This window comes from Spirosoma sp. KUDC1026 (assembly GCF_013375035.1).
Taxonomy (GTDB): domain Bacteria; phylum Bacteroidota; class Bacteroidia; order Cytophagales; family Spirosomataceae; genus Spirosoma.
Genome location: NZ_CP056032.1, coordinates 3,472,156 through 3,498,062, shown reverse-complemented (window position 1 = coordinate 3,498,062; position 25,907 = coordinate 3,472,156). Strand labels below are relative to the sequence as shown.

General features: G+C 48.9%; 27 protein-coding genes and 1 tRNA gene. 8 read left to right on the top strand and 20 right to left on the bottom strand.

Annotation, left to right across the window (positions count from 1 at the left end):
* Positions 1-50 precede the first annotated feature (50 nt).
* On the top strand, positions 51-476 hold the full coding sequence (locus HU175_RS14650) for a secondary thiamine-phosphate synthase enzyme YjbQ (RefSeq protein ID WP_176567303.1): 426 nt from the start codon (positions 51-53) through the stop codon (positions 474-476).
* A gap of 96 nt (positions 477-572) precedes the next feature.
* On the opposite strand, the gene HU175_RS14645 is transcribed toward HU175_RS14650, so the two are convergent.
* Complete coding sequence (locus tag HU175_RS14645) at positions 573-2,618, bottom strand: thioredoxin domain-containing protein (RefSeq protein WP_176567302.1); 2,046 nt, start codon at positions 2,616-2,618, stop codon at positions 573-575.
* Between the two features lie 24 nt (positions 2,619-2,642).
* Positions 2,643-4,289, bottom strand: coding sequence for a T9SS type A sorting domain-containing protein (locus HU175_RS14640; protein WP_176567301.1), 1,647 nt, complete (start codon positions 4,287-4,289; stop codon positions 2,643-2,645).
* 156 nt (positions 4,290-4,445) lie between these two features.
* Between HU175_RS14640 and HU175_RS14635 the strand changes: the two genes are divergently transcribed.
* The 3 genes from HU175_RS14635 (at position 4,446) to HU175_RS14625 (ending at position 6,344) form a co-directional block, all read left to right on the top strand.
* Positions 4,446-4,895, top strand: coding sequence for a DUF4822 domain-containing protein (locus tag HU175_RS14635; RefSeq protein WP_176567300.1), 450 nt, complete (start codon positions 4,446-4,448; stop codon positions 4,893-4,895).
* An 18-nt stretch (positions 4,896-4,913) separates the two neighbouring features.
* Positions 4,914-6,227, top strand: a complete 1,314-nt coding sequence (locus HU175_RS14630) for an MFS transporter (RefSeq protein WP_176567299.1) — start codon at positions 4,914-4,916, stop codon at positions 6,225-6,227.
* A gap of 42 nt (positions 6,228-6,269) precedes the next feature.
* Positions 6,270-6,344, top strand: a tRNA-Val gene (locus HU175_RS14625).
* Between the two features lie 150 nt (positions 6,345-6,494).
* Here the strand turns inward: HU175_RS14625 and HU175_RS14620 are convergent.
* The 6 genes from HU175_RS14620 to HU175_RS14595 form a co-directional block, all read right to left on the bottom strand.
* Positions 6,495-6,809, bottom strand: a complete 315-nt coding sequence (locus HU175_RS14620) for a hypothetical protein (RefSeq protein WP_176567298.1) — start codon at positions 6,807-6,809, stop codon at positions 6,495-6,497.
* A gap of 139 nt (positions 6,810-6,948) precedes the next feature.
* A complete protein-coding gene (locus HU175_RS14615) occupies positions 6,949-7,266 on the bottom strand; it encodes a hypothetical protein (protein ID WP_176567297.1) in 318 nt (105 codons plus the stop codon).
* A 25-nt stretch (positions 7,267-7,291) separates the two neighbouring features.
* Complete coding sequence (locus HU175_RS14610) at positions 7,292-7,903, bottom strand: DUF6624 domain-containing protein (RefSeq protein WP_176567296.1); 612 nt, start codon at positions 7,901-7,903, stop codon at positions 7,292-7,294.
* Between the two features lie 111 nt (positions 7,904-8,014).
* Positions 8,015-9,946, bottom strand: a complete 1,932-nt coding sequence (dnaK, locus tag HU175_RS14605) for a molecular chaperone DnaK (RefSeq protein ID WP_176567295.1) — start codon at positions 9,944-9,946, stop codon at positions 8,015-8,017.
* Between the two features lie 191 nt (positions 9,947-10,137).
* A complete protein-coding gene (locus HU175_RS14600) occupies positions 10,138-10,704 on the bottom strand; it encodes a superoxide dismutase family protein (RefSeq protein ID WP_176567294.1) in 567 nt (188 codons plus the stop codon).
* A 48-nt stretch (positions 10,705-10,752) separates the two neighbouring features.
* Positions 10,753-11,310: a DUF937 domain-containing protein gene (locus tag HU175_RS14595; protein WP_176567293.1), complete on the bottom strand. Its 558-nt coding sequence runs from the start codon at positions 11,308-11,310 to the stop codon at positions 10,753-10,755.
* Between the two features lie 112 nt (positions 11,311-11,422).
* On the opposite strand from HU175_RS14595, the gene HU175_RS14590 reads away from it, so the two are divergent.
* Both HU175_RS14590 and ltrA read left to right on the top strand, forming a co-directional pair.
* Entirely contained in the window at positions 11,423-11,863 is a 441-nt protein-coding gene (locus HU175_RS14590) for a nuclease A inhibitor family protein (RefSeq protein WP_176567292.1), read from the top strand.
* Between the two features lie 832 nt (positions 11,864-12,695).
* Positions 12,696-14,423 carry a group II intron reverse transcriptase/maturase gene (gene ltrA, locus HU175_RS14585; RefSeq protein WP_176567291.1) on the top strand — a complete coding sequence of 576 codons (1,728 nt, stop codon included), beginning with the start codon at positions 12,696-12,698 and terminating at the stop codon, positions 14,421-14,423.
* A gap of 270 nt (positions 14,424-14,693) precedes the next feature.
* Here ltrA and HU175_RS14580 read toward each other — a convergent pair whose 3' ends face one another.
* On the bottom strand, positions 14,694-15,530 hold the full coding sequence (locus tag HU175_RS14580) for an IS3 family transposase (protein WP_176564784.1): 837 nt from the start codon (positions 15,528-15,530) through the stop codon (positions 14,694-14,696).
* 14 nt (positions 15,531-15,544) lie between these two features.
* Entirely contained in the window at positions 15,545-15,835 is a 291-nt protein-coding gene (locus tag HU175_RS14575; RefSeq protein WP_176564783.1) for a transposase, read from the bottom strand.
* 264 nt (positions 15,836-16,099) lie between these two features.
* On the opposite strand from HU175_RS14575, the gene HU175_RS14570 reads away from it, so the two are divergent.
* Together HU175_RS14570 and HU175_RS14565 are read left to right on the top strand one after the other, a co-directional pair.
* Complete coding sequence (locus tag HU175_RS14570; protein ID WP_176566244.1) at positions 16,100-16,411, top strand: transposase; 312 nt, start codon at positions 16,100-16,102, stop codon at positions 16,409-16,411.
* A gap of 5 nt (positions 16,412-16,416) precedes the next feature.
* Positions 16,417-17,304: an IS3 family transposase gene (locus HU175_RS14565; protein WP_176566243.1), complete on the top strand. Its 888-nt coding sequence runs from the start codon at positions 16,417-16,419 to the stop codon at positions 17,302-17,304.
* A gap of 295 nt (positions 17,305-17,599) precedes the next feature.
* Here HU175_RS14565 and HU175_RS14560 read toward each other — a convergent pair whose 3' ends face one another.
* The 10 genes from HU175_RS14560 to HU175_RS14515 all read right to left on the bottom strand — a co-directional run bounded on the left by HU175_RS14560 (position 17,600) and on the right by HU175_RS14515 (position 25,752).
* A complete protein-coding gene (locus tag HU175_RS14560) occupies positions 17,600-18,490 on the bottom strand; it encodes a helix-turn-helix domain-containing protein (RefSeq protein WP_176567290.1) in 891 nt (296 codons plus the stop codon).
* A gap of 68 nt (positions 18,491-18,558) precedes the next feature.
* On the bottom strand, positions 18,559-19,377 hold the full coding sequence (locus HU175_RS14555; RefSeq protein WP_176567289.1) for an SDR family NAD(P)-dependent oxidoreductase: 819 nt from the start codon (positions 19,375-19,377) through the stop codon (positions 18,559-18,561).
* A gap of 332 nt (positions 19,378-19,709) precedes the next feature.
* Positions 19,710-20,156: a type II toxin-antitoxin system VapC family toxin gene (locus HU175_RS14550; protein ID WP_176567288.1), complete on the bottom strand. Its 447-nt coding sequence runs from the start codon at positions 20,154-20,156 to the stop codon at positions 19,710-19,712.
* Positions 20,153-20,338 carry a hypothetical protein gene (locus tag HU175_RS14545; RefSeq protein WP_176567287.1) on the bottom strand — a complete coding sequence of 62 codons (186 nt, stop codon included), beginning with the start codon at positions 20,336-20,338 and terminating at the stop codon, positions 20,153-20,155. The genes HU175_RS14550 and HU175_RS14545 overlap by 4 nt, the downstream gene beginning before the upstream one ends.
* Positions 20,339-20,809: 471 nt before the next feature.
* Positions 20,810-21,160, bottom strand: coding sequence for an iron chaperone (locus HU175_RS14540; RefSeq protein WP_176567286.1), 351 nt, complete (start codon positions 21,158-21,160; stop codon positions 20,810-20,812).
* A gap of 270 nt (positions 21,161-21,430) precedes the next feature.
* Complete coding sequence (locus HU175_RS14535) at positions 21,431-22,351, bottom strand: hypothetical protein (RefSeq protein ID WP_176567285.1); 921 nt, start codon at positions 22,349-22,351, stop codon at positions 21,431-21,433.
* 1 nt (position 22,352) lies between these two features.
* Complete coding sequence (locus tag HU175_RS14530; RefSeq protein WP_176567284.1) at positions 22,353-23,105, bottom strand: hypothetical protein; 753 nt, start codon at positions 23,103-23,105, stop codon at positions 22,353-22,355.
* Between the two features lie 10 nt (positions 23,106-23,115).
* Positions 23,116-24,402, bottom strand: a complete 1,287-nt coding sequence (locus tag HU175_RS14525; protein ID WP_176567283.1) for a type IV secretory system conjugative DNA transfer family protein — start codon at positions 24,400-24,402, stop codon at positions 23,116-23,118.
* Between the two features lie 7 nt (positions 24,403-24,409).
* Positions 24,410-25,129: a hypothetical protein gene (locus HU175_RS14520; protein ID WP_176567282.1), complete on the bottom strand. Its 720-nt coding sequence runs from the start codon at positions 25,127-25,129 to the stop codon at positions 24,410-24,412.
* A 5-nt stretch (positions 25,130-25,134) separates the two neighbouring features.
* Positions 25,135-25,752, bottom strand: coding sequence for a hypothetical protein (locus tag HU175_RS14515; protein WP_176567281.1), 618 nt, complete (start codon positions 25,750-25,752; stop codon positions 25,135-25,137).
* Positions 25,753-25,907: the final 155 nt, after the last annotated feature.

Sequence of the window (25,907 nt, the reverse complement as noted above, 5' to 3'; positions counted from 1 at the left end):
CTTAACTGACTTAACTATTTTCCTGACAGGAGTATTACCAAACTTCAGCTATGCCTGTTTATCAGCACACTCTCCAGCTTCCTGCCTTTCCGCGCGGCTTCCATCTGATCACCAGAATTATTGAGCGTGAATTTTCGGACCTCCAGCAAATTAAGGCGGGGATACTGCACGTATTCATCCAGCACACCTCTGCCAGTCTGGCTATCAATGAAAATGCGGATTCAACGGTGCGGGGTGATTTTGAACGTTATTTCAACAAAGCTGTCCCCGAGAATGCACCCTATTATCAGCACAACTATGAAGGATCAGACGATATGCCAGCCCACCTGAAAGCCGCCATGCTGGGCCATTCGGTCACGATTCCCATTACCGACGGTCGTCTCAACCTCGGCACCTGGCAGGGTATCTACCTCGGCGAACACCGCGACCACGGCGGCCGCCGAACCCTGGTTGTAACGGCGTGGGGAGAAAAATAAAATCGGAGAAAGGATGAAATGGAGCAAGGAACAAGGACTTTGCAACATCCTTCTTATTCCTTACTTCATTTCATCCTTTCTCCTTGTTCCAATTTTTTATTTCATTCCCTTCCAAACCTCCTCCACGCTCGTAACGGGAAGCTGGCAGGCGCGGTTATAGCAGACGTAGACGGCGGTCTGGCCGTTGATGGGACCACGTTGTTGCAAAAGGGGCAGATCGCTACGTTCGGTGGTACCGCACAGGACTTTGTTGGGATAAAACTCGGCGTCCAGCTGGGCCCGGTAGGCGTCAGCGTCGGGGCCGGCGATGGCGATCTCGGCAGTAGGACGCAGCCGAAGGGCGTATTGGGCTGCCCAGTTTGTCAGGTAGTCAGCGTTTTGCTGAACCAGCGGCTGCATCTGTCCCAGCATCTGGTCGGCGCGGTCGGCATAGCCCTGGCGTTCCAGGAGCAGGCTCAGTACGTAGAGGTTTTCGGCCATCGTAGAATTGGAGGCCGGGATTACATTATCGAACAACTCTTTTCGCCGGGCAATCAGTTCTTCACCATTTTTGTCGGTGAAAAAGAACAGCGCGTCGGCCGAACCGTCGGTACGTTCGTCGGTGAAATTGGCCAGGACATACTGCATCAGTTGGTCCGCTTCAGTCAGCCAGCTTTCCGTGAATGTCGCCTGGTACAGAGCCAGCAGACCGTCGATCACGGCGGCATAGTCGTCGAGGAAGCCCGCCTGACGAGCCCGGCCGTTTTTATACGTATGCCAAAGCCGACCGTTTCGGCTATCGCGCATCTTTTTGAGCAGGAAAAACGCCTGGCGAAGCGCCAGCGTCAAAAATTCCGGTTCGTTAAAAACCCGGTAGGCTGTCGCCAGCCCTTTCAGCATCAGCCCATTCCAGGAACACAGGATTTTATCATCCAGCCCCGGTCGGATGCGCTCGTTCCGTACACGCAGTAAACGGGCGTGGGTCGCGTCGAGCCGCAGGTTGAGATCGGCCAGCGTCCAGCCCATTCGTTCAGCGAAAGCTTCGTCGCTTTCGGTCCGGTGCAGAATATTGGTATGTTCCCAGTTGCCCGCTTCGGTAACCGAATACAGTTGGGCAAACCAGTTGTACTCCTCACCCAGAATTTCCCGCAGTTCCGACGTCGTAAAGGTGTAAAACTTCCCTTCTACCCCTTCGCTGTCGGCATCAAGCGCCGAATAAAAGCCACCTTCGGAACTAAGCAGTTCGCGCTGGGCGAAGTGGATGGTCTGATAGACTACATGTTTATAGAGCGGACTCTTCGTCAGGCTGTACGCTTCGGCGTACAGCGTCAGCAGTTGGCCGTTATCGTACAGCATTTTCTCGAAGTGCGGAGCCAGCCAGTCGGCGTCGGTCGAGTAACGCGCGAACCCTCCGCCGAGCTGGTCATAAATTCCGCCCAGCGCCATCCGGTCCAGGGTTAGTTTTACCTGGTGCAAGGCATCGTTCGCTGGCGTTCCGGCCGATAAAGCCGCATCGTGATACCGCAGCAAAAACCGCCAGATGCTGGGCATCGGAAATTTAGGCGCCCGGCGCATACCGCCTTTCTCGTCATCGGCCTTCACCGCTATTTTCCGGTACATAGCGTCGAGCGTAGCGGCATCGACCAAAGGAGGTTGCTGCGTCAGGCCGTAGCGTTCGGCGTCGCTCAGGTTCAGTTCGCGGGCAAAGCCGTCTGCCGACTGTTCCAGGTCGGTCCGGTGCTCATCAAACGCCGACCGGATACTGGCGAGCAGGTTCACCCAGTTCTGGGTTGGCAGGTACGTAACGCCGTAGAATGGTTTGGCATCGGGCATCAAAAAGACGTTGAGCGGCCAGCCACCCTGCACGCCCATCGCCTGCACCGAGTCCATATAGATCGCATCCACGTCGGGCCGTTCTTCGCGATCGACTTTGATGCAGACGAAATTCTCATTCATCACGCGCGCTACGTTCTCTTTCTCGAACGACTCCCGCTCCATTACGTGACACCAGTGGCAGGCCGAATACCCAATACTGACCAGAATGGGCTTGTCTTCGTCGATGGCTTTGTTAAGTGCTTCTTCGCCCCACGGGTACCAATCGACGGGATTGTTAGCGTGCTGGAGTAAGTAAGGACTGGTTTCGTAGCTGAGTTGGTTCGGCATGATTGAGATGGATTCGGGCGGCACCTACCGGCTAATGATCACATGCTGGGTATGAACGCCGGTTTTGTGCCGCATGCGCAGGAAATACGTCCCGGCGGGCAGCTGCGCGATAGACAGTTCCTCACGGCTTCCGCTGATTGATTTTTTAACGACGACCTGACCGCTTATGTTTAACAGGGTCAACTCAGCAGGGTCGGCCAGCGGTTGAGGCATGGCAACGGTCAGAACGCTGCTGGCTGGATTTGGAAAGACCTGCACAAGGGGCGCCATTGGCTCATTGGCCGTAACGGTGTTCATATCGAACTTACAGAGGTAGACCTCCCGCCCTGTCAGCTCGATGTTTCGAACCCAGTCTTTGTAGCGGACTGTTACCGTCGTTATCTGCCCCTCGTTCGCGTAGGAGTTCTGAGCCGCAATCAGAATCTGATTGCCTTTTACAATGCCCCGCCAGATGGGCAATTGCTTCTCCATCAGGTCGCGGGCGGGGGTTTCGATCACGCGCTCGTAGTTCCCCTGGAACATATCAGCAAAGAGCGAGAGCCGGTATAGCCCGTGGGTAAAGTGTTCGTAAGCCGCGTACACGTCGGTACGGGTATTTTCCAGGTTGGGTTCCTCCCAGAGCCACAGGCCCGCTGCCCCCGAAAAAACTGGAAAGATGGCGGTGGCTTCGGCCATGAACGGCTGGACAAAGTTCGGGTAGAAATTACTGCTGTTGTGGTAGCGCAGCCAGACGAGCGGCACGACGGGTTTACTGCTCCAGGCCCGGTTTACCTCTACCTGAAACAGCAGATACGGCAAATAATCGGACGCGAAGGGATTCGGGTAATCGTAGAAATAGTAGGCCGATGGCGACAAAACATCCAGCTGCGTATAATACGGTCCGCCAACAGCCCGCCCGGTCGAATCTTTTACCAGGTAGTTGACCCGGTTCAGGTTAGTCGACCAGTCGGTCCAGGAGAAGCCCGTTACGTTAATGTACGTATTCAGGATGGGCGTATCGGCATAGCTGCTTACGGTTACGCCCGTCAGGTCGGCGCGCTGCCGAACGTAGCGCATCCCTTCGGCATAGAGGTTGCGGATGGCGTTCTTATAAGCGGCAATGAATTCGGCATCGCTGAGCTGTCGGTACTGCGCCGGCACGCTGCTGTCCTGTTTGAGGGCCAGAATCCGCGAGTCGGTTTCGCGAATCCGCTCCAGATCCAGCGTCAGCCGGCTGGCTGGAAATATATACTGCCTGGCCGCGTTCTTCTGTCCACCCGATACTTCCAGCAGCCACTGCTCCCACTTGGCCCGGTAGGCCGTCAGGTTATTATTCCAGGGGCTTTCCAGCGTTTCCCAGGGTTGATTCAGGCCCGTCGCGAAGCCGTAATAGATGATGCCCCACTGCCCTTTCTGGACCAGTGAGCCATACTCGTTATTTTTGACGTTGACCAGGTGACTGAATCCGTGTTTGAGCGGGCTGGCCTGCATGTCGGTGAAGCGGGGACCGCCGTAAACGACCGGAAACGGTGAACTGAAGGTCGGAAATTTATCCCACCCGATCTGATTGGGCTGCGTGACGGGGGTAAAATTGAGTCGTTCGGCGCACTGCACCTGCGCCTTCCCAACCGGTATCAGGCTGAACATAAAGGGCAGCAGGCACAGCAGGAAAACGTTGAGTCGAACGCGCATAGTCTTGTAATTTCGCCAAAACTACGCAATTTTGGGCGTCTGGGGCGCTTTACTCGATCCCGCTCCCTCGAAAGAGGAGAGCCCACCCGGCAGCTTAATACCACATCCGGTTACGTAGGCGTTACGTAATGGACTTACTAAAATCACAGCATTCTTATGAACCGCCTTCGTTTTCTGCTTTTATGTTTTGTAGCTATTGGCTCCCTGGTTGGCTGCAAAGACGATAACAACAACCCCACTGCGGGCTCCCAGACCGAACTGCTGGTAGGTAACAACTGGCAGGTTACTGATATTACCAATGCCAACGGACAGAGTATCAATCGGAACCAGCTCAGCACAACGAACCAGATTTTGTTCGGCCTCAAGTTCGAGTTCCGGAACAACAACACCGTTCGGGCCTATGACCCCAACAGTTCCAACTCAATTGTCAACCAGGGCACCTGGACACTGGCGTCCGATAACAAATCGATGGATGTGGACGTATCGGGGTTCAAAGGGAATTTCCCGATTATTGAACTGAACCGGTCGTCGCTGATTCTGCGGCAACAGGCTCCCGTTAACGGCACCACGACGGACATCAACCTTGTTTTTGCACCGTCGCTCTAAGCTGGCAGCCCCGCCCCTATGGCTCTGAATGATCCCCGAACCCTACGCGCCTGGACGTACTACGACTGGGCCAACTCGGTTCACTCGCTGGTGATTGTCTCCAGCATCTTTCCCGTTTATTTTTCGGCAACGGCCCTCAACGAAACGGGTGGTCCGGTCATAAATTTCCTGGGGCTGTCGGTCAAAAACTCGGTTCTGTTCTCGTACACGATATCGGCCGCTTTCCTGCTGACGGCCCTGCTGTCGCCCATCTGTACCGCCCTGGCCGATTATAGCGGACGGAAGAAAGCGTTCATGAAGTTGTTCTGTTATACGGGTGCCATCAGTTGCAGCCTGCTTTTTTTCTTCACCCGCGACACGACCACCTTCGCTGTCATCTGCTTCGGACTGAGTTTAGTGGGCTGGGGCGGCAGTATCGTCTTTTACAATTCCTACCTGCCCGATATTGCCACCGAAGACCAGTTCGACCGGGTAAGTGCGCGGGGTTTTTCGATGGGTTACATCGGGAGCGTCCTGCTCATGGTTCTCAACCTGCTGGTCATTCTGAAACGGGACTGGTTCGGCAACATTTCCGAGGGGCTGGCGTCGCGCCTGGCTTTCCTGACGGTTGGTCTGTGGTGGATCGGCTTCGCGCAGATTCCGTTTAACCGCCTTCCCGATGGCGTTCCGAAGCCAGCTTTAGCGGGTAGCTATTTGCTCAACGGCTTTCGGGAGCTACGTACCGTTTTCGAACGCGTGCGGCAACAGGCGCTGACCGGACGGTTTCTGTTGGCTTTTTTCGTGTACAACATGGGTGTGCAGACGGTTATGTACGTTGCCACGCTCTTCGGCAGCGACGAACTGAAGATGGATGGGCAGAACCTGATCATCCTGATCCTGCTCCTGCAACTCGTCGCCATTCCGGGGGCCTATGGATTCGCTCGTCTATCAGACCGGATCGGAAATACGTACACGCTCATGGTGATTATCTTCATCTGGGTCGGGGTCTGCGCCGGGGCCTATGCTGTGCAGACGCAGGGACAATTTTTCGGGCTGGCGGCCATTGTGGGGCTGGTTATGGGTGGGGTGCAGTCACTGTCGCGCTCGACCTACGCCAAGCTGATTCCGGCCACCACCGAGACAGCTTCCTATTTCAGCTTCTACGACGTAACGGAAAAGCTGTCTATCGTATTGGGCACCCTGCTGTACGGCCTGATCGAGCAGTTGACGGGCAGCATGCGCAATAGCGTACTGGTGTTATTAGGTCTATTTGTGGTCGGGTTTTTCCTGCTGTGGCGAATTCCGTCGCAAAAAATTTACCACACCCGTTTGGAAACCGACGAAGTTTTGTAAGTTTGCAACCCCGAACGGCACAAAGAGTCGATTGGATGTCACAGGATGTTAGCTCAGTTGGTTCAGAGCGCTGCCTTGACAGGGCAGAGGTCAGCGGTTCGAGCCCGCTACGTCCTACTCAGCAGAAGGGCTGGTTACATACGTAACCAGCCCTATTTTTTTATCGGGCTAATTACGCTGCACAAACTGTATTTTCAACTTTTAGGCCTTTTGGATCGCGCTGGCATATTCAATCTTCAAAAGTCCAGCCTATCTACCGAAAACTGCCTAACCGGCTTTGCCTGCGCGATAAACGCCAATCCTATTGAAATCCAGTACTACCGTGAAGTCTGAACTCCAGATTTTAAAATCTGCATCGTATAAGCCTTGCAAAAACAACTGACGGATTTCATGCTGACTCATAATGGCAGAATCTCGTCTTCCACGAATCAGAATTATATTCTTACTGCCAAAAATCGTCTTGAGCAGGTTGTCAATTCGCTCTTCGAGCCCAGTTTCTAAACCGATGTATTGCCAGTCCTCAACCCATTCGACCCGGCGGTACAGAAATTCGGCCTTGATAAAGAGTTGTTTGGGGTCCACCCGTAATAATTGTGTTGTATAACAGAATTAGGCTTCCTGCTATTTTTCTCTACTAGAAAGTCAACCCAATTCATAATAAACGTATAGAGTTCCTGTCAAGTAGCGGCAAACGAAAACTTTAAAACATTACGTTCAACTTTCAATCAAGGTCGATGTAGTCCTCGTGTAATGGTTTCATCACCTTTTCAACAAATGTTTCCCACGTCTTGAAAAAAGTAACTCGTGGAAAATCAGGGTTTGACTCTTTACGACCAGACCAGGTCAAATGTACCATGCAATATTCAACGTCGTTCTCAATCATTCGAAATAAATAATCATCGGCCTGTAAACTTCTCCCAATTACTTCAACCCGCTTTTCATACAACTGATGCTGTTTTCCAAGTTCAATCTGTAACTCACCTAAAACTGCTGCAGAGTTATCACTGGCAATCCAGGGTTCTAAAAACGTATAATTCATGGTATATTTTTCTTCAATGGCTTAACTACCTATCGATCCACCCCACTTTTCTGCGCCAGGCATCATACTCCTCCCGTTTGGCTTGCCTTTCGCCTGGTGCTGGAGCCTTTTTCTGCTCAACGTTTATCTGAGCCGTCAATTCAGCTAATCGTTCCTGAACGGTGTTGAGCCCTAATTCCTCGCGACGTTGGTTGACCTGTTCGATCGAGTCGGCCAGCGCATAAGGCATCAGTCGGCCCTGTTCATCATCGACAAACTGAGTGCCGTACGATTGGGGACGGTTCTCATACATGGCAATCCGGTCCGACAGAAAAGCCAGGTTAACTGGATCAATCGTTCGCGTCTCTTGCTGTTCGTTCATTAAGGCCAGCGCGCTTTTCATGAAGGCTGGTAAGCTGATTGCGTGCTGGACAATCAACCAGGCCGCCTGGCTGGCTTTCTCGCCGACCTGCTCTGGCGCTGGCCAGCCAATTCGGTCAATGATTTTCCAAAGCCGCTGGGCATTATCCAGGTGCACCGCTTCCATATCCGGGTTGTAGCCCTCAAATAGCTTGCCTTCTGTGATCAGTCGTTGCCGAACGATAAGGTCATGCTCCTGTCGTTCGATCAGCTCCTGGGCAATATCCGGATACAGCATCAGATTAATCGGATAACTTTTAACAGGTCAAGTTTACCGGATAAAGTTTATAACAAAAAAATCCCCGGCCGTTTCCAGCCGGGGATTTTCATCTAGCTAACGTACGTTAGCTTATTTCACTTCTTCGTACGGTACGTCCGATACGTTGTCGCCGGTTGGCTGACCCTGACCTGCGCCGGGGTTAGTGTTACCACCGTCGAAACCGGCACCAGCGCCATCCATTGGGTTAGCACCGCCCGTTGCGTTATACATTTCGGTCGACGCCGTTGCCCACGCACCGTTCAGTTTTTCCAGGGCAGCATCGATAGCGGCTGCATCCCGCGAACCGTGTGCCGTGCGGAGTTCACCCAGGGCCGATTCAATGGCCGACTTGTTCCCTTCGCTCAGTTTGTCGCCGTACTCTTTCAGTTGTTTTTCCGTCTGGAAAATCATCGAGTCCGCCTGGTTCACTTTCTCAATCGACTCACGCTCAGCTTTATCGGCCGCTTCGTTGGCTTTAGCTTCTTCGCGCATCCGGTTGATTTCCGCGTCGGTTAGACCGCTCGAAGCTTCGATTCGGATTTTCTGCTCTTTACCCGTGCCTTTATCTTTTGCCGTTACGTTCAGGATACCGTTGGCATCAACGTCGAACGTTACTTCGATCTGAGGAACACCACGGGGCGCTGGTGGAATGTCCGACAGGATAAACCGGCCTAACTGGCGGTTCTGAGCCGCCATTGGGCGCTCACCCTGCAGGATATTGATTTCAACGCTCGGCTGGTTGTCCGACGCCGTCGAGTACACTTCCACTTTCTTGCTCGGGATGGTCGTGTTGGCTTCCACCATTTTGGTAAATACGCCACCCATTGTTTCGATACCCAGCGAAAGCGGGATAACGTCTAGCAGGAGTACGTCTTTCACCTCACCCGTTAGTACCCCACCTTGTACAGCCGCACCGATGGCTACTGCTTCATCAGGGTTAACGGCTTTCGAAGGCTTCTTGCCGAACAGTTTTTCAACCTCGTCCTGTACTTTCGGGATCCGGGTTGAACCACCGACCAGAATAACTTCGTCAATCTGGCTGGCCGACAGACCCGCGTTTTTCAACGCCCGACGGCAAGGCTCTAAGCTGCGCTGGATCAGCGAATCAGCCAGTTGCTCAAATTTCGAGCGGGTTAGCGAACGTACCAGGTGTTTGGGGATACCATTCACCGGCATAATGTAAGGCAGGTTAATTTCCGTCGAGGTCGAACTCGACAATTCAACTTTCGCTTTTTCAGCGGCTTCTTTCAGACGTTGCAGGGCCATTGGATCCTGACGCAGATCAATGCCTTCGTCTTTCTTGAATTCGTCGGCCAGCCAGTCAATGATTACCTGGTCGAAGTCATCACCACCCAGGTGCGTATCACCATCGGTCGATTTTACCTCGAAAACGCCGTCGCCCAGTTCCAGAATCGAAATATCGAACGTACCACCACCTAAGTCAAAGACCGCGATTTTCTGATCTTTGTCGGTTTTGTCAAGCCCGTAAGCCAGCGCGGCTGCGGTTGGTTCGTTAATAATTCGTTTTACGTCCAGACCTGCGATCTGACCGGCTTCTTTCGTTGCCTGACGTTCAGCATCGTTAAAGTAGGCAGGTACCGTAATAACGGCTTCGGTTACGGTTTGGCCCAGGTAGTCTTCAGCCGTCTGCTTCATCTTCTGCAGAATCAGGGCCGAAATCTCCTGTGGCGTGTATTGACGGTCACCGATACGGACGCGGGGCGTAGCGTTCGGGCCGTTTTCTACGTCATACGCGACGTTTTTGGTTTCGTTGGTTACCTCGTTAAAGCGCTTACCCATGAAGCGTTTGATCGAGGAAATCGTATTTTTCGGGTTGGTGATGGCCTGACGTTTGGCCGGTGCGCCGACCTTACGTTCGCCGTTACCGTTGTCCATAAAGGCAACTACCGACGGCGTGGTCCGTGCTCCTTCTGAGTTTGGAATAACAACGGGTTCGTTACCTTCCATCACGGCTACACACGAGTTTGTGGTGCCTAAGTCAATACCAATAATCTTTCCCATAATATGGTTTAGTTGCTTGTTTTCTGTGTCAAATACTGTCAGACAGTCTTCATCTAACAATACAAATGCCAGCCAGAAAAATTGTTTGCAAAGCTGTCAGATTGACAGAAATAAGAGCAAAACGGGCCAGAATGTCGGAGCTATTCAGCTGCCCGCTCTTATCGTGGCAGACTTTTCGGGAAACAGAAGCCTTATTGTTTTACGACTACGCCCCCGGCAATCCGTCCTCCACTGTTACCTGAGGGGTCTGTTACCTGATCGTCTGTGTTAGCATGAATAATTAATGATGAGCCATTGGCGTCGAATAGTGTCGTGGCGCCTTCGGTCAGGGTTATCCGATCAGTTGTTGTTGTCAATCGGCCATTGCCTTGTGCGTCTACCTCAAGGTTAGCCAGATCCCCCGCGTGGGTTCCCTGCGGATTGCTGATTCCGTGTTTTTTGCTAGCTGGATTGTAATGTTCGCCGGAGGTAGAAAAGGCGGGCGATGCTTTCGGATCAGCCACTCCCACTTCGTGAAAGTGAATTCCGTGTGAGCCAGCGGGTAAGCCATTTACTTTAACATCCAGTGTAACGGTTCCGCTGGAATTTTCAGTCAGGTTAGCCGTGCCGATTGAGTTACCGCTGGTATTCACCAGGTTTACCGTTGCGGCTGCCCGTGTTACGCTATTGTGGTCAGCACAACTTGTCAGCAGACCAGTCATTCCCAGACCCATAATAAGCCAGCTGTTCGTTCGGATTCTTCTTCGTATTGTTTTCATAACAGATTGATTAAGGTGCGTAGGATGATTTTCGTGATACGTACTGATTTATTTAAACAGGCCGCCCAGCATGTCGCCCAGGCCACCGCCTGACTGCTGTTTGGGCTGTGTCTGCGTATTACTGCCACCCGAGTTACCCATGATCCGCATCAGGTCGCTCACATCGAGTTTCCCATCGGCCATAGCCGCCTGTGCCATACTCATCCAGTCTTTCCCACCGGTCAGTGATCCCACGACATCGTTGGTATGAACGGATTGATCATTGGGGTCCTGTGCTTTCTGACTGAGCTTACTCAGCACCACCGGTACAACAGCCGCGGCTATCGACATGGCTACCTGGGGCGAAATTCCCAGTTTCTGGAACAGGCTTTCCTGCACCGTTTTCTGAACGCCCTGATTCACTTCCTGCTGTGCCCCGCTATTGCCGGTCAGCATACCAATCAGGTTACCGATGCCACCGCCCTGCGCCTGCTGTTGCAGTCCGCTCAAAATACCACCCGAAACCGCCTGAACGGCATCGTCGTGTTTATCACCCGGAATAGCGGTGTTGTTTGTGATGGCAGAACCTGCCTGCTGCCGTACCAGATTCATTAGGGTCTCTAACATGATCGTTGCGATTTTGTTGATTAAGGGCAAATCTACTATAATTGTTTTCGACCCCCGGTTTCCAATCCGAACTATTCCGGTCCAGCCCGAGACCGGCACTTCTTCTGTTTTCATGACCAGCGATCAACCCGTAACCCCGAATCAACCCATCGATTCTGCTACGTTTACAGCGCAGATTCAGCCCCTGCTCACGGATTTGCTGTATCCCAGCGAATCAGACGAGCCCGTCGAACTGATTTCCTGTTATCTGACGCAGCCGGAACCACTTACAGTGAGTCAGATCAAGGACTGGCAGATGCTCCCCCCCTCGACATTTGTCGATGAGAGGCCGGAAGAGGATTTCTGGAAGCCCGTTCTTACGGAACAGGACTGGTATGGTGATGAAGAGAAAGCCCGCACGGCTAAATTCCAGTCCCTTAAACGAATAGTGGAAACCAGCCTGACCGAACGGCAGGTGTTTCGGGCTGGCGAATCGGAGATTGATGTTTTTCTACTGGGTCGCCTGCCCAGCGGGGAGCGTATGGGAATCAAAACAATGGTTGTCGAAACCTAAAGCCTGTGGGGCAAGCCCATTCTTTCTCTTTATTGACTCTTGTTCAGTAATCTAACGGCAATCCTCCCCCCTGCCATACGGACTGTTGACCAAACAGAAAATAGAAACGGGGTAAAGCATTTAACGACCCCTAGGATTATTGAATGCTTTACCCCACAAGATAGTCAAAACCCTGCACGATCGACGCCACGACCTTTCCCCCTGCCGGTTTTGCTGAATCGTCAGCCTTCGGGACGTGCCCCCTGTGTGCGATTCGTTCATCCGAAACCGCGAAAGCGGGGGATGGATGGCAAGGTAAAGAGAAATCTGAACCTTGACAACTTGATAACCGTGAGGGTGAAAGTCCCTCTCCCCGGTGCAGGGGTAACAGCATCACCCCTACGGTAGCGACTGGTCATCAATCCGTAAAGCGGGGTGAAAAGGCGGTAACGGCGAACCTAACGTCGAACCCCGTCGAGCACGAGTTTATGGATAGCGAAAGCGAAGATGTGGTTGAACCGCCCCGGCGGCCCGGTGTCGTCACACGTGAACAGCCAACGTAGGTTAATAGGCTGTAGCCAAAAGGCAAAGGATAGGGGGTTGGCTGCTACAGGACAGACCAACATGCACACCCACTAAACCCGGCAGAGAGCATCATCCTACCGACTCAACCAACGGTGGTCAGGAACGAAGTAAACGTCTGTGGTTCTCAACTCTCAGCAAGTTGAGCAGGTGCCAACCGCATACCACAGAACGACGAGATTGCCTAAAAAGCCAAGGCCGGGGGTAATGCCCCGGATATGCTGACGTAGGCACGATGGAATGGATTGAATAGGGACGAGTAGCAGTGTAAATGGCTAAAGCACGTATGAACCATACGATGATGGACTGGAAGGCGATACCCTGGCACAAGCTGGAGCGTACCGTCTTTAAGCTGCAAAAGCGCATATTCAAAGCCTCACAACGTGGTGACAGAAGGACGGTTAGGCAACTTCAAAAGACCCTGATGAGGTCTTGGTCAGCCAAATGTCTCGCGGTTCGTAGAGTTACGCAGGACAATCAGGGCAAGAAAACAGCCGGGGTAGATGGAGTGAAAGACCTCTCCCCGCCTGAACGCTTGACACTGGTATCTGAATTGAGCCCTGCCCAACCCGTTCAACCCACTCGTCGCGTGTGGATACCCAAGCCTGGTTCCCTGGAGAAGCGGCCATTAGGTATCCCAACGATGAAAAACAGGGCCCTCCAAGCCTTAGCAAAGCAGGCGTTAGAACCAGAATGGGAGGCTCACTTTGAACCCAATAGCTACGGCTTCAGACCCGGACGATCAACCCATGATGCGATAGAAGCGATCTATAAAGGCATTAACCGCCAGCCTAAATATGTGCTGGACGCCGATATAGCCCAATGTTTTGACCGCATCAACCATCAAGCCCTATTACAGAAGCTGAGTACATACCCCGTCATGAACCGCCTTGTAAAAAACTGGCTAAGAGCAGGCTACATGGATGGGGAGGCCTTATTTCCAACCCGTGAAGGCACCCCGCAGGGCGGGGTGATTTCCCCTTTATTGGCGAACGTGGCCCTACATGGCATAGAAAGGTATATCCGACAGGCTTACCCTAAACAGGGTATCTGGCAAAAAGGGCAACCGACTAAATATCGAAATGCAGTTCAGTTTATCCGCTATGCGGATGACTTTGTGATCCTGCATGAGGACTTAGCGGTGATCCAGGATTGCCAGCAACGAATAGGGGTATGGTTGACAAAAATGGGACTGGAATTGAAAACCAGTAAAACAAAGATTACACACACGCTTCATGCACATGAAGGCCATGTAGGCTTTGACTTTCTGGGGTTCACCGTTCGGCAATTCCCAGTAGGGAAACACCGAAGCGGTAGGAACTCAGTGGGTAAACTACTGGGGTTCAAAACCCTCATCACGCCCAGCGAAACGGGCATGCAACGACACCAGCGAATGTTAAAGCGGCTCATCAAAACACACAAGGCATCCACTCAGGAAGTGCTTATCTGTGAACTTAACCCTGTTATTCAGGGATGGTCGAATTACTATGCTACAGTCGTAAGCAAATACCATTTCGCTAAACTTGACCATTGGCTATTTATTGCCTTACGCAGTTGGGCTTTGCAACGCCATAGCAACAAACCTTCGAATTGGATAATGAACAAATACTGGCTCATTAACCAAGGTGGGGGTTGGCGTTTCGCATTGCACACGGATAAATCGGTCAGAAAAATGGGCCATCACGCCGACATACCGATCAAACGACACGTCAAAGTGAAGGCAGATCGGAGTCCGTATGATGGAGATTGGGTTTATTGGAGTAGCCGCATGGGGAAACATCCGCAAATCAGCCAACGAGTAGCCCAACTACTCAAACGACAGGAAGGCCAATGCCCCCATTGCAAACTGTTCTTTAAAGGTGAAGAAATTATGGAAGTAGACCACATCACCCCCCGCTCAAGGGGTGGTAAGGACGAGTACGAAAACCTCCAATTGCTTCACCGTCATTGCCATGACACGAAAACCGCACAGGATCAGAAAGCGGGGAGGTATGTATGACAGACACCATTTCATTGAGGAGCCGTGTGAGGGGAAACTGTCAAGCACGGTTTTGAAGACCGGCGGGGCCGGTGACGACCTCGCCGAGTTTAATCAGCAGAGCCCCCCCACAGGTATTGAGACAAGCCGCTTTTTTTAACTAAACCTCTTTTTCAAACAATATATAGACCATACCTGAATCAGTTGTCATCGAACTTACCCGGTAACCTTTCGAGGTATATTCTATAGTGTACCCCATTCTCTGTACCACCATTTGGCTAAACGAAATGATTAGTTGAGAGATATATGTTGTTTCTCCTTCCCCTCCATCAATACCGCTGCCGGTGTCCGATAGCCTAATGACTGGTGAGGTCGTTGGTGATTGTAATAGCGAAAGTACTTGGTTAAACCCGCTCGAAGTTCACTGCCAGTTTGGTAGTTGCGCAAATAAACATCTTCGTATTTTAGCGTTCGCCAGAAGCGTTCCACGTAGATATTATCCAAAGCTCGCCCTTTGCCATCCCAACTGATGGCGATCTCATGCCCTACTAATACAGCAATAAAGTCATCACTGGTAAACTGACTCCCCTGATCCGTATTGAAGATCTGTGGTTTGCCCCATTGTCGTAGACTCTGTCGCAAGGTATCGATGCACCAGCCTGCTTCCAGCGTATTGCTCAACTGCCAATGCAAGACATAGCGACTGTGTAAATCCAAGATGGCCATCACATAAAAAAAGCCTTTGGGCATAGGAATGTATGTAATATCCGTTGCCCACACTTGGTGAATGCGATCAATGACCAAACCACGTAGTAGATAGAAAAAGCGTTGTCGAGGCACACCCGGTTTGGATAGATTAGGTTTAGGGAACTGTGTTTCCAGACCCATTAAGGCCCGTAGACGACGCACGCGCTTAATATTTACCACCCAGCCCTCCTGATTCAAAAGAACCACCAGCCGACGATGGCCTAGATCAGGATGTTCGACATACCATTCGTCTAATCGGCGCATGATCTGTAAAGTTTGATCATCAACGGGAGTAGGTTGATAGGACAGACCGGCCCGACTGACACTTAACAGCCAGCACTGTCGGCGGAGACTCAATTCGGTATTGGAGCGCTCAATCATGGCTCTTCGCTGGCTTAGGGGTTGGTCGCTAATTTTTTTTTGAGCCAGGTTAGCTCCATCTGGAGCCGTCCAATCTGTTCGTATAAAGGCCCTGTTTCATCGACAACGGGCTTTTCAGCCCTCTTCTGTTGGTCGAATAGTTGTGGGACAGCGGCCATAAATGCCTGTTTCCAAGTCTGCACTAACTGTGGATGCAACTCGTGTTCGCTAGCGATCTGATTGAGCGTCTTGTCCTGACGGAGTACTTCTAAGACGACCTTCACCTTGAACTCGGAGGTGAACTGACGACGACTTTTTGCTTTCATGGTTGACTAAGTTAGCAACCATTCCGACAAGCTTAAGGAGTGGTACAAAAAAGCGGGATCACTATATTCATTCAGTTTTGCCTGAATCTCAGCTTTGGATTCGTTGACAAGCTGCGTAGCGTCAATTCCTTTTTGAATGAAACGTAGAACTTCGATTTTGTACTCCTTCATATTTTCTCAAGTTTATACCCTCACGGTGTCTTAACCCCCTGAATGACTGGACAAAATTGTAAAAACAGTTTAGTCCTTTTACATTCAGATACCATGAGCAAATTAAGGCGGAGTTTTACTCCCGATGACCGCTATTCTATCGTCCAGGAAGCCATTCGTGACGGCCATGCCGAGACTTGTCGAAAATACAATCTATCTCCTTCGCTGCTGCGCAAGTGGAAATTGAAGTATTTGAGTAAAGGCAAAGAAGGCCTCAAAGATTCTTACGCACGCGTCGATCCCCAGCTTCGAGTGCTCGAAGAAGAAAATGAACGCCTGAAGCGGATTGTAGCAAAACAAGCTTTGGAACTGGAGATCAAAAGTGAGCTACTAAAAAAAACTCCTATTCACTCCAGGAGAAGCTAGCACTCATGAAACAGTTTGAAAATCAAGTAAGTCGTACCCTGTTATGCCAGTGGCTTAGTGTACCTCGGAGCGTGTTTTACTACCAACCACAATCAGGTAGACCTGGAGCACGCCCCAGCCAGGTAACCATGAAACGGGATGGATCGTGGGTAGACAACCAACTGGTCGTGGTCAGTATTCGGCAACTGCTGGATGTTGAGTTCAATGCCCTTGGCTACGAATACATCACCCACGAGTTGAAAAAAGAATACTTAATCAATAAGAAAAAGGTGTATCGACTCATGCAAGAGCATAATTTACTTCTGGGCAAAGTGATCCGACCGATGGGCAAGCGGGAATTTGTTAAATTCAGACGAATCGAAGCGACCAAGCCCTTGGAATACCTGTGCTGGGATATCAAATACGTCTGGGTAGAAGGGGAACGGCGGAATTACTATCTGTTGAGCGTCATTGATGTGTATAGCCGCAAAATTCTGGATTGGCTATTCCAAGGCAGTATTCGTCAAATCGACTTAATCAATCTTTTTCGACGAATCAACCGGAATCATGAACTGAAGGGCGTCATTTTGCGCAATGATAATGGCAGTCAATTCATTGCTCACTCGGTACGTAACTTTTTGAAAAGCTCCGAAATCAAGCAGGAATTCACTCATGTGGCCACCCCTGAAGAGAACTCGTACATTGAAGCTTTTCACAGCATTCTAGAACATGATGTGATCGAGCGCAATGTATTTGACAGCTATTATGAGGCCAAAGAAATGTTAGGGCGTTATTTTTTCCATTACAACAATCACCGTCTTCATCGTTCGATTGGTTTTGTAACACCTCAGCAGAAATGGGAGGAAGCACAGGTAATTTACGACACAACCTTTTCAGAAAATTTGTCCAGCTAATAGGGGGCTAAGACAACGGCCTATTGTTTGGTTTACTAAGATAAGAGTTTAAACTGTTCCAACTGGGCGTTTGTCCTGACGGTGACTGATAAATAAGCCTCATTTGAAAAAAGGAAATTTACTAGTTTTTTGTGGGGTCTGTTCGCCAGTAAACACAGTGGTGGTTGGGCTGCTACGTTCCACCAGGGACGAGCCTCCTGTCGCCCGGCATGCCACTCATACGGAGCGGACAATACCGTATCTTCATGGATGAAACGAGTGATACTATGGTTGTCAAAGCCACTAACACGTACAGCTAAGTAGACAACTGCTTCTTGAAGAGGTTTGGGCTGAGTCCAACTTCTTTCTTAAATAGCCGTGAAAAATAAGAAGGGTTCTCAAACCCAAGCCTGTAAGCGATTTCGGAAATACTCTGTTCGTTTTGCTTTAACCGGTTTTTGGCTTCGTTGATGAGAAAAATATGAATCAGCTCGATGGCCGTTTTGCCAGTCTCCTGCTTGAGCAGATCACTCAGGTAGCGCGGGGATACGTGGAGTTGGCTGGCCAATTGGTGAACCGAAGGTAATCCGTTGATTGGCTCTGATCCATCCCTCAAACAGGCTGCTAGCGCTTCCCGGAACTTAGACACCGTTTTGCCCGAAAGCTCGGCGCGGTTGATGAGCTGACGCTTGTAAAAGCGCTGGCAATACGTCAGCAGAGAATCAATGTGGGTCAGTATAATCAGGCGGGTGTACTCGTCTGGATTACTGTAATACTCAGCTTCAATCTTGGCGTACAGATCCCATATGACCTGTTCTTCCCGCGGGGAGAGATGCAGCGCTTCGGTAACTTCGTAATCAAAATAAGTGTAGTGCTGAATCTGCTTGTGGAGGGGATGACCATTCAGATAATCTTCGTGCATGAATAACAAAAAACTGTCCTCTTCCACTTCCAGACTCCTGAACTCGATTCGTTGCCGGGGCTTAACAAAGGACAACGAGCCGTTGGTATGATCATAGGCGGTACGACCGTACAGCATAACGCCAGCCTTGACCTTTTTAAACATTATTCCATAGCAATCGGTAGTGAAGGCTTGCCCATCCAGCGGGCAGCTTCGCAGACCCCTCTCTATGGCTAGTTGAGGGTGCTCGGGTGGGCGTAAGCCCAGGTCACGGCGCATGGCGCTAAGGGTGCTGAAATGAAGCATACGTCAGTAGTAATGGGATAAATCTACAGCCAAAAACGGTATAGATTTATCCCGTCACCGCTCGTTGATTAACCCTCATGGGCGGCCATGGTGACCTCGGCCCAAGTGTCCCACTCAGCAAACCGGCTGTTGTATGCCTGTTTAACCAAGGGGTAAGCTAGTTTGCCAAGCAGGAGCCGTAGTGGAGGCTGTTCACTTTCGATTAATTGGAGCACCGCAGCGGCGGTGGCTTCAGGCTGGCCCATAGAGAGGGTGGCATAGTTGGCCTGCAGACTCGCCTTTAAGGGAGCGTAAGCGGATAGGGGTTGAGTAATTACAGCCGAGGAACCGGCGTAGTCGGTGGCATACGGGCCGGGTTCTACTAGGCTGACGTTGATACCAAACCCTTTTACTTCCGAGGCCAACGTTTCACTTAAGCCTTCAACGGCAAATTTGGAGGCATTGTACAGACCTACATTTGGCCAGGTGATCAGTCCGAGTACACTCGATACCTGAATGATGTGGCCACTGCTTTGCTTGCGCATAATCGGCAAGACAGCCTGGGTAAGCCAAAGCAAACCAAAGAAATTGGTTTCCATCAGGTCGCGGGCCTGTTGTTCTGATGTTTCTTCCACGCTGCCAAATAAGCCATAACCCGCGTTGTTGATCAGCACGTCAAGGCGATCAAACTCCTTATAGGCTTGTTGCACTGCCCAAATAGCCGCCCCCCGGTCGGTCACGTCCAATTGAATGGGCAGCAGTTGGTCACCATACTGAGCCTTCAACTCATCTAGACTGGTTAGGTTTCGGGCGGTGGCAGCTACCTTATACCCTTGTTGTAGAAAGGCTTTAGTCCACAGTTGGCCAAACCCTCGCGACGCTCCGGTAATAAAAATTGTTTTGCTCATTACTTTTCTGTTTAAAGTGATGAGGCAAAGTTGACCCAAGAGCACCGATCGAAACGTATACAAAAGTGGGGAAAGCTAGCACATTTTGACCTATTCTTGTGTCCAAGCGGTCGTATTCAGCTCCCATAACCTACGCCACCTGAACAGACGTACCATGCACCTTTACACCCCCTGTTTGGATGTACTGTTAAATTGCAACTGACTGATAATCAATTACCGTTCAAAAAGGCAATTTGACAGTTCTTCTGAGTTCGTTCACCCGCGAACACGGTGGCGGTTGGGCTGCCCCGCTTCCCTGCGGGACGGGCTCCTTGTCACCGGAAGCGTGCCTATCAATTGGTTTCCAAAAGGTCGGAGTTAGAAGGCTGATAAAGCCGGGCTCCCGGCACTCGGTCAAAGTGCTTCTGATTGAGCGTAAAAATAGGAATGTCAAAAAATAGACCGACTCCAATAGTAAAACAGTCGCCCAATCCCGTGTCCGGATAAAGTCGACAGGTTTCTACAGCGATCTCAATGCAGTCGCCGTGATTTAACTGCACGTATTTATCCAACTGTTTTCGGATAGCGTCAAACTCACTCTTCGTAATTGGGTCAGTGGCACGGCCCCGGATATTGACTAGCCACCGCATCAACTCGATGTAAATGCTGGCTGATATAACTGGTACAGCTGTAATCACCAGTTCATTATAGGCTTTGACAATTTGTGGCTTATTCAGGAAAAAACGACTCATCACGCCCGTATCCACCAGCACAAACGAATTTAGTAAGGAACTGGTCATTCAGGCAGCACAGGCGTGGGGGTGATGTCTTTATGTTTGGCTAATATTCTCTGAATAGCTAAGCCTGGGTCTTCTGTCGGCAACTCACCAGCTGGAATAGAGCCCTCAATGATTTTACCTGTCGCATTACGTCCACGTATCACCAAAGCAGGAGTGGATTTCTTAATTTTGTGAGTAGGCATTTCTTTGTCGTTGTTGCAATCCTAACAAAGTTAAGCGTTTTCTAGCTCATGCACTAACACGCTTTTTGCCGCGTCTTGTCAAGCCATCCTGTCGGGGCGGTTGAACTGTCAAGCGCTACGTCCCCAACTCGCTTGGACTTCCTTTTCGGGGCGGTTCTCGTGTCACAGACGACCCAAAAAGGTGTCCCAACTCCGGCGTTTACCATGTCACATGTAGCTAACTAACGAACCAAACAGCCTGACTATCGAGACGTGCTGACTGTCGACCGAAAGCCGCCGAATACGCTCTATCTGTTTGGCAGCACCCAATACCCACGGGGGTTGATAAATGAGGAAACTACCTAACTGAACGCACGTACTTTCAACCTTTACACCCTTTCCCTTGTTGGGCTGAACCTTTCCTTCGGGGGCGAGCAATCTGTCGCCGGAAACCAACCCACGCGGAGCGAGCTATCAAAAACGGAAACCGCTTTAGGCGTTTTCTGCCACTCTAAATTTTATAATTTTAACAATCAATTCCACTGGCAAAGGTTCGCTATGTGGAAACTGCACAGAACCTTTACCTTGTTTATAGACAGAGAGCTTATCTTTAAACTGCTCATGGCCGACTGGGGTGGCATGAAAACTTATATGGTTATTGAAGCCACCGAAATAGACCAACGGTTTTTTGTTGATCTTATAGGCAGCTATCCCATAGGCAATGCTCTCTTTAGCTTGCGGGGCGTTGTCTTTTATTAGCTGACGAATACGTTGAAGTCTCTCTCTGACTTCTTGCGAGAAACTGGCAATGTAATCGTCAACCGTTTTTGTTTCTTTATTCATACAGTTTACCGTTTTGTCCAATTGTCCTAACCGGGGCGATTATCTAGTCAGCTGAAAGCCCGAAATGCAAGCCCCAAGCTGCCCACGCGGGGCGTTTAAACTGTCGCCCGAAACGCCGAAATGGAAGCCCATTTTGGCCGATTCACCCAACACCTCCATGTGCTGATGGTGACGCAGGAGCCTTTACACACATGGAAGGTTGGGCTGAGAGGGTTGACTTTGCGGCCTGCAACCTGTCGCCGGAGAGCCATCCTGACAGTGACCTAACGTTTAGAGTACAGGTAATACTACCCAGTAAAATGTCACAATCCGACGACGCTGATCGTCACGAGAAACGTTGCTTGTCAGAAAAGGAGGTCTTTCTTCTCCTCTTCCCAACGTCTTGACCGTCATTTTAAGAAAATTATTATTATTTTTTCTGTCGCGAATAATCTCGTCGATAATTCCTTTGACAGCCTCGGCCCTAAGTTCAGAAAGCTTTCTGTTTAAATCTGCCTTTGAAGGATTTCTAATCCGATTATCGCGATTTATTCTTTGAACTAAATCATTGTAAAGCCGCGAACCTGATTCAATAGGTGTTGCATCAGAATAACCTGTTACAATAATTTCCCCTTCCATACTCTTGAAACCGCCTTTGTATTTGTTTGAAAAGAGAAATATTTTTTCGACAATAGGTGTGAAAAGTTGCTTGCCTTGATTAAACTGTTCTGTTGTAAGCTTGTAATCGCCCGTGCCAAATAGTGTGTTTAGCTCTGATTTACTGAACGTTTCACTATTAAGAAAACCAACAATAACCGCTGTCCTACGGTCAAATGCACGTAGTCGGCGATTCGATTCTGCCATAACAATATTTGCTTTAGCAGTTACTGCTTTAGCACCTTCTGGATTAGCCTTCTCATCAATGCTGCTTAACTCGTCATTGAGTTTGACTAATTCTAAACTGTCGAGCCTAATACTATCCTGTTGAGAGGTAATGTAGGTTTGGATAGATTTATTTGCGGACTCCGAAATTCGTCCACTTTTTACTGCTTCACGCGACCGTTGGGAGACCAAACCAGTCGAACGAACAGTTTTGCTTTGCGCTTTCTGTTGCCTGATAATCGCCTGTTGTGATTGTTGTTTTTGGGTCGTGCACCCAAACATTGAACAAACAAAAACTGTCAGGTAAATAGAGCGTAAAAGTGTGGTCATATCAATTTTTATTGAGTTCTGAATCAGTTACGAATGTGTTCTGTTTTGAAGAAGGCTTCTTCTTTGGTGGCTTTGCTATCGCATGATGGTCTCGCTTCGGTACTGCGTCTCTACTATGTTTCTCCTCAATAGGGGAAACGGTGCCAGCAACATTAGAGTTATTAACGGCTTGCTCTACTTTCTGATTGGGTACCGCTTCGATAGGTGTATCAATCACGGAACTATCCTCAGTATTTGAAAAGACTGGAGGTATTGAGGCGGGTTGATTTGGTTGCTCAGTACGAGAACTACCGTTAGAAAGGGGAGTGTTAGCAGATACTGATTCAGCGTTGGATTCATCCAAATCTTCTTCACCTTCTTCCAGTTGTTCACCATTTGAACTATTAAACTTGACTTGCCAAAAATCTTGTATCTTATCTTTTTGGTAGTAAGCTACCGTAATTAGCCCAACCCCAAATAACATAAACAATGGTATAAATCGGCGAAACGTCGAACTACTTTGGGACAACTTGATTGCAGGAAGAACTATCTTAGGTTTGGTACTAATTTTCTGTTTTGAAGAATTAGAAGCCAAATTACGTGTGTCAGGAAACCATTCAATTTTACCGTTCGCTTCAAAACGACCTAATACACGTTTTCCTGTCTGATTGTCTTTTGCAGACCAAACCTGGCGACCGGATTTTAAATCATGGGAAATACTTTCAATAAGCAAGTAACGTCCCTCGATTATAGTGTTAGCGTTGTACCGGCTCATAGCGTAAATGTCATTTTTCTTCTTTAAATCGAAAAAAGAAAGGCTCTTGGCTTGGAAGCCCTACAATAGCTGTCCCAATTGAAAGACCAGCAATATCCCAATCCTCAATGACTTTATGGGGAGCAACAACCTCATTAAGAACGCCTTTATTTGTATAAGCAATCTTCTTCAAGCAGTTACCGTACCTATCTTGGATAAAGTCTCTTGATTTGACATCATCCACTCGAAAGGAGAAAACTGTATTAAGGCCTGATAGAAGGCTTTGAGCCATAGACTCTCCATATTCATGATAAACCTGCGGAATGTTTTGAAGGCCGATAATAAACTTACATCCCTGACTTCGGCCAAAGTTAATGCCATTGTCAATATGTTTTAAATTTGGCACAAGCGGAAACTCATCAATGATGAACCACACATTGCCTTTACTTTTTTGTCGCCCTATGCCTTCTTTTATAGCTAAATCAATTAACAATCTGTAAATAGGCGTTAACAAGCCACCTGCTGCCGGGTCGTATTCAATAAATATAGTCTTTCCTCCTTTTTGTCTAACTAATTCTTTAATTGACAAATCCCCTTTCTTGCAAAACGCTCCGACAAAGATTTCATTTAAAAGCTGATATAAGTTAGATAACACCCCTCCGGTTTGAGGTGAAGCATCATTTGAAATGTAGCTAACAAGGCTCTTGAAATTATACTTCACAAGTAACTCGCGTAAGTCTTTAGCATCAGAATTTCGTACTATTTTGTTAAAGAACGTGAAATTATTAGAGTCATAATATAAAGTGAAGATTTGCAAAAGAGCCGCTAATATATCTTTAGCGGCATTAGGAAAGAAAGGTTGCTGACTGTTCTTAGTTTTATCTGCAAAAAGGGTAGAAGCTATTTCCAGCGCATTTTCAACCTTGCTTTCTTTTGATTCATCAATAGCTATTTCTTGAAAAATATTCCAATAGCGTTGTGATTTTGTGAATAACTCAGGTTTGTTACTGAACACGACATCATTTTCGCTGTAGAATTTACTAAAAAAGTCCCCTTTACTGTCAAAAACAATCATGACATCATCCGCTGTCATGTTATTTTTTATCTGACGGATAATTTGGGATATAGCGTTTGTTTTACCTGTACCGACATTACCAACGAAAAGTAAATGTTTACTAAACCATTCGTCGGTGATAGGTAGGAGAAAATCAGTCCCACTGAGATCACTACCTCTTAGATTACACCGGCTGCTGGCAGTAGAAAATGCTTGTTTGGTACGTAGAAGTTGTTGACCCTGAAAATGTGTTAGACTGTTCATTCAAAATTTAGTATGACGTTCCGTAATACTGTTTGTTCTCTTCTGATTCTTCGTTAGAAGTCGAATCAGCTTGGTACGTTGCTTTATTGCTCTCTTGCATTTGTGAATCTGCTCTTAGCGTTGGTTCTTCATTTTCATACTCGCCATTTTGATTTTGCGATTGTTCGTCAGAAAGAGAAGAATCTTGGGAGTTAGTGTCATTGCTAACTCGCATTTGAGAGTCTGCCTTCAATGTTGGCTCCTCATTTCCATATGCATTATTTTCCTCGTTCAAATCTGCTTTCAGTTCTGGTTCCTCGCTTTCATACATAGAGAGGTCTTCACTTTGATCCGCTCTGAGTGTTGGTTCTTCACTTACAACAGTACTCTCCTGCTGATTAGCTGACGATGCAGGCTCATTACCTTGAGATTCGCCCAAGTCTTCGGCAGGCTTATCGCCTATCTCTTGAACTTTATTTTTAGGGTCATTCTCGTATTGTTCTGAATTTTCTATCTCATTTTTTCTTTTCTCTGCCTCTTGATCTTTACTTGATTGATACGCATCGCCTACGTCGTTTCTTTCTCTTTGTTCTTCTTGTTGTATTTTTTGATGGTCAACGACTTGTGTTTCTTCAGTAGGTACAGGAGGGGGTTGCATATATCCTGTTTGAGTACTAGCCAATCCAGCAGCAATTGTTGCAGCTTCAAGGAAAGTTGCCATTCGCGGTTTTTTCGAGGAATTATCCATTCTGTTTAAGCGTTAGGGTTCCATTTTTGCACTGCGAAATCTCCGAGAGTTTGTACATCTAAAATGACAGCCCCAATCTCTCGGATCATTGTATCTGTATCGGTACTTGGTTTATTAGAAATAAGTGATTTAGAGGAAGCAATGCCGCCACTGTTAAAAGGCGAAACACCGGCCAAAGCAACTACCGCTTCACCTTGTCTTGTGCTGATTATGATTGAAAAAGCATCTTTTTTTGCCCAATTGTAAACAAGATAACCAAGATACCCCAAAGTAGCCAATCCTAAAAGCGTACCTACACCCTCGCTTGTCAGTGAAGCTATACCGGCTCTAATAATCGCGGCACCTATCAAAGCACCTATCAAGCCTATAAGAAACATAGGCAGACTAAAGGTAGAACCTTTGTAGATTTTGATGTCGGAGACTTCGGTTATCGCAACCTCATTATGAATACCAACCCAACCTTTTGAATTTTGGCCGGGCGTTTGGAACAATAGTCGCTTGTTCGTCACTTCAACATAGCCATATCCGCTAATACCGTAGAACTTAGATTCAAATTCTGTGCATTGATAAGATTTTACAGATTGTTCACCTTCGCAAAGACTGACGTGTACACCTAAAATCATAATGAATTAGTGGATTGAATTGAACGTTTGGAATAATTTGATTTTGAGTAATAGGGGCGTTTGCCCTGTCGGACGAAACCCACCTTACCTTTAAAAGCCTGAACTACGGGGCGTTTACCCTGTCGCCAGGACGCTGCCCTACAAACCCAACCTGC